This window comes from Mycobacterium sp. 852002-50816_SCH5313054-b (genome assembly GCF_001667185.1).
GTDB lineage: Bacteria > Actinomycetota > Actinomycetes > Mycobacteriales > Mycobacteriaceae > Mycobacterium.
This window is the reverse complement of the sequence record NZ_LZIC01000077.1, coordinates 1-7771: the sequence shown is the minus strand read 5'-3', so window position 1 is coordinate 7771 and position 7771 is coordinate 1. Positions and strand designations below refer to the sequence as shown.

Sequence of the window (7771 nt, the reverse complement as noted above, 5' to 3'; positions counted from 1 at the left end):
GTTGGCCTCGAGCGCGGTGGCCCACGTTTCCAGGGTCCTCGCGTAGTGGAGCCGCAGCGACTGGACGCGCGTGATCTTGAAGCCGGCCTCCTCCGCGTGCTCCTCGACCGACGGGATCGTCGGCAGCCAGCCGCCCGGGAAGATCTCGGCCAGGATGAACTGGGTGAAGTGAACGACTTCGTGGGTCAGCGGAGTGCCCTGCGCCCTGGCCTCTTTGAATGTCGGACGCGTGATGGTGTGCAGCATCATGACGCCCTCGGCCGGCAGCACCCGGTGGGCCATCTTGAAGAAGTGGCCCCAGCGCTGGCGGCCGAAGTGCTCGAAGGCGCCGATGGAGACGATGCGGTCGACCGGCTCGTCGAACTTCTCCCAGCCCTCCAGCAGCACCCGCGTCGAGCGGTTCGTGTCCATCTGGTCGAACATCTTCTGCACGTGGTCGGCCTGGTTCTCCGACAACGTCAGGCCGACGACGTTGACGTCGTACTTCTCGACGGCGCGGCGCATGGTGGCGCCCCAGCCGCAGCCGACGTCGAGCAGCGTCATCCCCGGCTCGAGCCCGAGCTTCCCCAGCGACAGGTCGATCTTGGCGAACTGGGCCTCCTCGAGCGTCATGTCGTCGCGCTCGAAGTAGGCGCAGCTGTAGGTCTGGGTGGAGTCCAGGAAAAGCCGGAAGAAGTCGTCGGAGAGATCGTAGTGCGCTTGCACGTTCCCGAAATGCGGCGTGAGCTGCACAGACATGAGAAATTAAGCCTTTCTGTAATCTTCGGGGGCCCGGGCTTGCGGCGCCCGAGCGCCCGGTTCACCCCCGATGCATCCACTGCATGCTAGCCGTTAAGGCTGTCCAAGTCGCATTTCAAAGCTTGGCGCTACGTCACATACCGGTCACAACACGCGCAGCACGGCGCCCGCCGCAAGCCCCACGACCAGCAGCGCGCCGGCCTGGCGCACGTGCACCCAGGCCAGCGCGGCGTACCACAGCGGCCACACCGGAAACTTCGGCGGCGGCTGGTCGGGCCTCGGTCGGCGGAAATACGGCCACACCTTCGCCAGCCGGGGCAGCGCCAGCGCGACGACGAGCGCGGGCCAGGGCATCGCCTGCGCCGCGACGGCCACCGCCACCAGCACGTAGAAGCCGACCATCATGCCGAGGGTGACCGCCCGGGCGCGCGCCTCGCCCAGCAGCACGGGCAGCGTCCGGATGCCCAGCGGTGCGTCGTAGGGGATCTTGTCGGTGTGCTTGCCCATCAGCACCGTCGTGCACAACAGGCCGTAGGGCAGCGAGGCCAGCACCACGTCCCAGCCCCCCCAGCCCCCCGCGGAGTAGTAGGTGCCGCACACCATCAGCGGACCCCACACGACGAAGACGTCGGGTTCGCCGAGGCCGCGCTTCTTCAGCCGCAGCGGCGGCGCGGTGTAGGCGACGCTGAGGGCGAAGCCGGCCAGCGCGAAGGCGGCGACGGGCCAGCCGCGCGCCCACGTCAGTGTGACGAGGATCGCCAGATCGGCGACGTTGACGAGCAGGATCGCCAGCCCCAGCGTGCGGCGGCTGACGAGCCCGGACAGCACGGGGTGTGGCGCGTACAGCGCGCGCGGATAGGTGGCGCTGTCGGTGCCGACCCGGGTGTCGTACAGGTCGTTCATCAGGTTGTTGGCGGTGTGCGCCAGCGTGATGCCGACCACGGCCAGCACCAGCCAGCGCCAGTCCAGCCCGGGTTTGCCCACCGCCAGCAGGGCCGCGACCAGGCCGGAGACCAGGGTCATCGGCAGCACCGCCGCCCGGGCGACCACCAGCCACCGCGTGACGGCGTCCACCGGCCCGTCCGGGGGCGGGTTGGTGGTGCGAAGCGCGTAGGCCCACGACCTGAGTCGTGAGCCCACGCTCACGTCAGGCATCCGGGCGCCGCCTCATGGCTCTCGCGGCGGCACGATCGGCGAGGGATGCGGCTGCCCCCGGAACTTCTCCAGCGACCCGCCCGCCTCGACGATCCCGCAGATCGCGCTCCAGCTCAGCATGGTCAGGTAGTCGATCAGCTCGTCGGTGCTCATCCGCGGGTCGGACATCCACGAGTGGGTGGCCAGCTGCACGCCGCCGACGATCAAGTAGGCCCACGGCTCCGCCCCGCCGGTGTCCATCCCGACATCGCGCATGCGGCGGCGCAGCATCACCGCGATCATGCGGGCGATGATGCGCTCGGAGTCGGCGATCACCTTGCTCTTGGTCGGCGAGCTGTTGGCCATCACGAACTGGTAAGGCTCAGGTTCGTCCGCCACGGTCTCGACGTACACCCGGATGACCTCGCGGGTCAGGTCGAAGCCGTCCAGGTTCGATGACAGCGCCGCGGCCATGTTGGGAATCAGCGTGGTCTGCGTGAAGCGCATCAGCACCGCGGTGGTGAGGTCGTTCTTGTCGACGAAGTAGCGGTAGAGCACGGTCTTGGAGACGCCGATTTCCGCCGCGATCTCGTCCATGCTCAGGAAGCGGCCCTGCCGACGGATCGCCTCGATTGTGCCGTCGACGAGCTCATTGCGGCGCTCCACCTTGTGTTGGTGCCAGCGCCGCTTGCGACCATCCGTCTTCACGATCACAGGGGGGATTCGCTCTGCCACTCTCGCCTTTTCCCACTCATCAGACGTTCCCGATACTACGGCGTGCGGGGTCCGTAAGCAGGGCGGTAACACTAACTGCGCGCGGCCATACATGATGGTGTGGTGGCACACAGAGCCTCGCACCCGGGCGAGGGCGCGGCCGCGCCGCCGCCGGCGCCGCCCACGCGACCGTCCCTGGCCGAATCCTTCGCCGGGGCCGATCCGGTGGCCGACGCGCAGCGGCAGGTGGGACTGCGCCGGATGAAATTGGTCGCGCTGAGTTTCCTGGTGGGCGCCACCGCGCTGTTCCTCGCTTGTCGGTGGGCCCAGGCCCACGCCACCACGGCGGCCTGGGTCGGCTACGTCGGGGCGGCCGCGGAGGCCGGCATGGTGGGCGCGCTGGCCGACTGGTTCGCGGTGACCGCGCTGTTCAAGCATCCGCTGGGCATTCCGATCCCGCACACCGCCATCATCAAACGCAAGAAGGACCAGCTCGGTGAGGGCCTGGGGACCTTCGTGCGGGAGAACTTCCTGTCGCCGGCGGTCGTCGAGACGAAGCTGCGGGACGCCCAGGTGCCCAGCCGCCTCGGCAAGTGGCTCTCGGAGTCCGTGCACGCCGCGCGGGTGGCGAGCGAGACGGCGACGGTGCTGCGGGTGCTCGTCGAGCTGCTGCGCGACGAGGACGTCCAGCAGGTGATCGACCGGATGATCGTGCGCCGCATCGCCGAACCGCAATGGGGTCCGCCGGTGGGCCGCGTGCTGTCCACCCTGCTGGCCGAAAACCGTCAGGAAGCCCTGATCCAGCTCCTGGCCGACCGGGCGTTCCAGTGGTCGCTGAACGCCGGCGAGGTCATCCAGCGGGTGGTCGAGCGTGACTCGCCGAGCTGGTCGCCCCGCTTCATCGACCATCTCGTCGGTGACCGAATCCACCGCGAGCTGATGGACTTCACCGACAAGGTCCGCCGCAACCCCGACCACGAATTGCGCCGTTCGGCGACGCGCTTCCTGTTCGAGTTCGCCGACGACCTGCAGAACGACCCGGAGACCATCGCGCGCGCCGAGGCGATCAAGGAACAGCTGATGGCGCGCGACGAGATCGCCGACGCCGCGGCGACGGCGTGGCGGACGCTGAAACGGCTGGTGCTCGAGGGGGTCGACGACCCGTCCAGCACGCTGCGCTCCCGCATCGCCGACACGGTGGTCCAGATCGGGGAGTCGCTGCGCGACGATGCCGATCTGCGCGACAAGGTCGACAACTGGATCGTGCGGGCGGCGCAGCACCTGGTCTCCCAGTACGGGGTGGAGATCACCGCGATCATCACCGACACGATCGAGCGCTGGGACGCCGAGGAGGCCAGCCGGCGCATCGAACTGCACGTGGGGCGTGACCTGCAATTCATCCGGATCAACGGCACCGTCGTGGGGTCCCTGGCGGGGCTGATCATCTACGCGGTCGCGCAGCTGCTTTTCTAGGGGTGCTAACAAGTGCTTGCAATAGCAAGCACTTGGCCGTACTCTAGGGCGCGTAAGGATGAGGCCCAACCCAGGGAGTACGCGATGCCGCCGGAGGAGAAGCTCTCCGCCAAGGTGACCACCGCGGCTTCCGACATCGGCAGCTTCATCCGGGACCTGCGGGAGAACGCGCAGGTCTCGGTGCGCCAACTCGCCGAGCGGTCGGGTGTCAGCAACCCTTACCTGAGCCAGGTGGAGCGCGGATTGCGGAAGCCGTCCGCCGACGTCCTGAGCCAGATCGCGAAGGCGCTGCGGGTTTCGGCCGAGGTGCTCTACGTGCGGGCCGGGATCCTCGAGCCCAGCGACAAAAGTCAGGTGCGCGACGCCATCATCACCGACACGTCGATCACCGAGCGGCAGAAGCAGATCCTGCTGGAGATCTACGCGTCGTTCACCCAGCAAAACGAATCGATTTTCGAGGAGTGTCCGAGCGAATCCGACAGCGACGAGTGATCGCCCGCCACGCCGCCGGCCGCCGTCGCCGACGAAGGGCTTTCGTATCGCGCCAGTGGCCGCCTGCCGCATAGCTGCCGGGCCGCCTGGTTACCCAGAGGGAGGGGTGTGATGCCGACCTCGGGTGGTGCCGACCGCGATACGAACTCGATCAGCCGACCCGATCAACCAGGAGGTTTCCCCGGCAAGTTGAGCGCCACGTCAATCCGCGGGTCTTGACCAGTCCTCTCAGAGGACGCCGACGCTTGCCCTTTCTTTACCAGATCAGCAATCAGTAACCCCGATAACAAAACAATCATGAAAGGAAACACCATGGCTGAAAACACGAACGTCGAGGACCTGCGGGCCCCGCTGCTGGCCGCGCTGGGCGCCGCCGACCTGGCCCTGGCCACCGTCAACGACCTGGTCGCCAGCATCCGTGAGCGCGCCGAAGAGACCCGCACCGAGACCCGCAGCCGGGTCGAGGAGCGCCGCGCGCGCCTGTCGAAGCTTCAGGAGGACCTGCCCGAGCAGTTCACCGAGCTGCGCGAGCGGTTCACCTCCGACGAGCTGCGCAAGGCCGCCGAGGGCTACCTGGAGGCCGCGACCAGCCGGTACAACGAGCTGGTCGACCGGGGCGAGGCCGCCCTGGAGCGGCTCCGCAGCCAGCGGCCCTTCGAGGACGCCTCGGCGCGCGCCGAAGGCTACGTGGACCAGGCCGTCGAGCTGACCCAGGAGGCGCTCGGCACCGTCGCATCGCAGACCCGCGCGGTCGGCGAGCGGGCGGCCAAGCTGGTCGGCATCGACCTGCCCAAGAAGACCCCGGCCAAGAAGGCTCCGGTCAAGAAGGCGCCCGCGAAGAAGGCGGCTGCCAAGAAGGCCCCGGCCAAGAAGGCGTCCGCCAAGAAGGTCACCCAGAAGTAGTTCGGCGCCGAGTTGAACCTCGGTGACGAGCCATTCGACTCCGAGTTGCCCTCCGGGGCGACTCGGAGTCGACGTTTTACGGGCTGCCCGCATACCCTTGACGGGTGACCCACGCCGTGACCATCGTCATGTTCGCCCTGCAGATCGCCGTCGCGCTGACGGCGGTGTACGCGTTTGTTCACGCAGCGCTGCAGCGGCCCGACGCCTATACCGCCGCAGACAAGCTGACCAAGCCGGTGTGGTTGGTGATCCTCGGCTTGGCCGTGCTGCTGACATCGCTGCTGAGTTTCCTTTTCGGCGTGCTCGGGATGGCGATCGCCGCGTGCGCTGCCGGGGTGTACCTGGTCGACGTGCGGCCCAAACTGCTTGAGATTCAGGGTAAGTCGCGCTAGCGGCATGAGAGCGCTGCTGGCCGCGCCGGCGGTGGCGGTCGCCCTGCTCGGCTCGCCGCCGGTGCCTACTCCCGCACGTGCCGACGCCACCCCCGCACCTCCTTTCATCGACCACGCCCAGTGGGCCCACTGGCGGGGCCCGCCCAGCCTGCGGGTCTTTCCGACGCCAGCGGGCCGGATGGCCGCCAGGCAGCCCTACGTCGCGGCGGACGCGGACGAGGCCTGGGCCGAGGTGCTCGCGCTGTCGCCGGACGCCGACACCGCCGGAATGCGCGCGCAGTTCGTCTGCCACTGGCAGTTCGCCGAGCTGGCGCAACCGGGCAAGACCAGCTGGAACCTGGAGCCCTGGCGCCCGGTGGTCGACGACGCCGAAATGGCGGCCACCGGATGCAACCCCGGCGGTCCGGAAGAAGCGTTCTAGTGGCGGGGCAACTCACGCGGGCCCAGCTGGCGGCCCTCATCGACCACACCCTCCTCAAACCCGAGGCCACCCGCGCCGAGGTCGCGGCGCTGGTCGCCGAGGCCGCCGAACTGGGCGTGTACGCGGTGTGCGTCTCGCCGTCGATGGTGCCGGCCGCGGTGGACGCGATGGCTGCCGGCGCCGCGATGCCGGTGGCCGCGGTGGTGGGTTTCCCGTCGGGCAAGCACCTGTCGGAGATCAAGGCCCACGAGGCCGAGCGGGCCGTGGCCTGCGGTGCCGGCGAGGTCGACATGGTCATCGACGTCGGTGCCGCGCTGGCCGGTGAGCTCCTCGCCGTGCGATCCGACATCGGGGCGGTGCGGGCCGCGGCACCCCGGGCCGTGCTCAAAGTCATCGTGGAGTCCGCGGTGCTGCTGGGCCGGGCCGACGGGCGCACGCTCACCGACGTGTGCCGCGCCGCCGAGGACGCCGGTGCCGACTTCGTCAAGACCTCGACCGGGTTTCACCCCGCGGGCGGGGCGTCGGTGGAGGCCGTCACCCTGATGGCCGAGGCCGTCGGCGGGCGGCTCGGCGTGAAGGCCAGCGGCGGCATCCGCACCGCCACCGATGCGCTCGCGATGGTGGACGCCGGCGCGACTCGCCTCGGTCTGTCGGGCACCCGGGCGGTGCTCGACGGGCTTAGTTAGGCGTCAGAGGTTGGCGAAGCAGGGGTCGTTGCTGTTGTCGTTCGGGATGCTGGCGTTCTGCGTCGAAAAGTGTGCTTGCACACCGGTATCGGTGACCTGCACGCTGTCGGCGTGGATGCCCAGCGGGTAGTTCTTGGTGAATTGCGCGGTGAAGTCGTCCAGCGTCGACTGCACCGATTCCTTCGGCATCGTGAAGCCGAGCGCGTTGAAGCTGACGATCTGCAGTTGCAGCCCGGTGCCGGACACCACCGGCTTGGCCGTGATGTTTTCGAGCATGCCCTTCAATTCGATCGTGCCGTCGGCCGGGTGAGTGGTCACGCTGTTGGTGACGAAGGGACCCAGCACCGGAATCGCGTTCTGCACCGACTGCTTGATGCCGTCATTGGTCCAGCTGATGGTGGCGTCCAGCGAGCCGATGGTGCCCTTCGAGTTGGCCGTCGACTGCAGCCGGACGTCGCGGATGTTGAGGTTGAGCTTCATGCCCTTGGCGTCGCGGATGTTGTTGCCGGCGGTCTGCACCGAGATGTTGGTGTAGTGCTTGGTCATTCGCTGCCACAGCATCAGCGGCGTCACGCCGAAGGAGGCGGTGGCCTGGTCCTTCACCTCGCACGCCACCGCTTGGGCGACCTTCTGGTCGGCCACGTGCCGGACGTACAGCTCTGCCCCGATCAGGCCCGCGATGAGCAGCGCGAACACGATGATGCAGATCAAGAGGATGGAGAGCGGGTCGCGCAGGAAGCGTCGTTTTCTTTTCACCGGTGCCGGCTCTTCGTTCGGGGTGGCCAGCTTTTCCGTCGGGCCCGCGGGGGGGATGGGCG

At 68.5% G+C, this 7771-nt stretch carries 9 protein-coding genes and 1 pseudogene; 6 read left to right on the top strand and 4 right to left on the bottom strand.

Translation table 11 applies throughout. From position 1 onward, the window contains the following. The 3 genes from A5787_RS17295 to A5787_RS17285 form a co-directional block, all read right to left on the bottom strand. On the bottom strand, nt 1-738 hold a 738-nt coding region (locus A5787_RS17295), incomplete at its 3' end, for a cyclopropane mycolic acid synthase family methyltransferase (RefSeq protein ID WP_066969139.1). A gap of 144 nt (nt 739-882) precedes the next feature. Beyond that, on the bottom strand, nt 883-1893 hold the full coding sequence (locus A5787_RS17290) for a prenyltransferase (protein WP_066969137.1): 1011 nt from the start codon (nt 1891-1893) through the stop codon (nt 883-885). Between the two features lie 12 nt (nt 1894-1905). Beyond that, nucleotides 1906-2607 carry a TetR/AcrR family transcriptional regulator gene (locus A5787_RS17285; RefSeq protein WP_066969136.1) on the bottom strand — a complete coding sequence of 234 codons (702 nt, stop codon included), beginning with the start codon at nt 2605-2607 and terminating at the stop codon, nt 1906-1908. A gap of 99 nt (nt 2608-2706) precedes the next feature. Here A5787_RS17285 and A5787_RS17280 point away from each other — a divergent pair, with 99 nt between their 5' ends. The 6 genes and pseudogenes from A5787_RS17280 (at nt 2707) to deoC (ending at nt 6953) form a co-directional block, all read left to right on the top strand. Next, a complete protein-coding gene (locus A5787_RS17280; RefSeq protein WP_156763990.1) occupies nt 2707-4059 on the top strand; it encodes a DUF445 domain-containing protein in 1353 nt (450 codons plus the stop codon). Between the two features lie 84 nt (nt 4060-4143). After that, nucleotides 4144-4552, top strand: a pseudogene (locus A5787_RS17275) (helix-turn-helix domain-containing protein); the annotation flags it as partial. A gap of 311 nt (nt 4553-4863) precedes the next feature. Beyond that, on the top strand, nt 4864-5454 hold the full coding sequence (gene hbhA / locus A5787_RS17270) for a heparin-binding hemagglutinin HbhA (RefSeq protein WP_066969143.1): 591 nt from the start codon (nt 4864-4866) through the stop codon (nt 5452-5454). 128 nt (nt 5455-5582) lie between these two features. Further along, a complete protein-coding gene (locus A5787_RS17265) occupies nt 5583-5846 on the top strand; it encodes a DUF2516 family protein (RefSeq protein WP_082977278.1) in 264 nt (87 codons plus the stop codon). 4 nt (nt 5847-5850) lie between these two features. Then, a complete protein-coding gene (locus A5787_RS17260; RefSeq protein ID WP_066969132.1) occupies nt 5851-6267 on the top strand; it encodes a DUF2599 domain-containing protein in 417 nt (138 codons plus the stop codon). Further along, on the top strand, nt 6267-6953 hold the full coding sequence (gene deoC / locus A5787_RS17255; protein ID WP_066969130.1) for a deoxyribose-phosphate aldolase: 687 nt from the start codon (nt 6267-6269) through the stop codon (nt 6951-6953). The genes A5787_RS17260 and deoC overlap by 1 nt, the downstream gene beginning before the upstream one ends. Before the next feature lie 3 nt (nt 6954-6956). Here deoC and A5787_RS17250 read toward each other — a convergent pair whose 3' ends face one another. Continuing rightward, nucleotides 6957-7766 carry a DUF2993 domain-containing protein gene (locus tag A5787_RS17250; RefSeq protein ID WP_066969141.1) on the bottom strand — a complete coding sequence of 270 codons (810 nt, stop codon included), beginning with the start codon at nt 7764-7766 and terminating at the stop codon, nt 6957-6959. Nucleotides 7767-7771 lie beyond the last annotated feature (5 nt).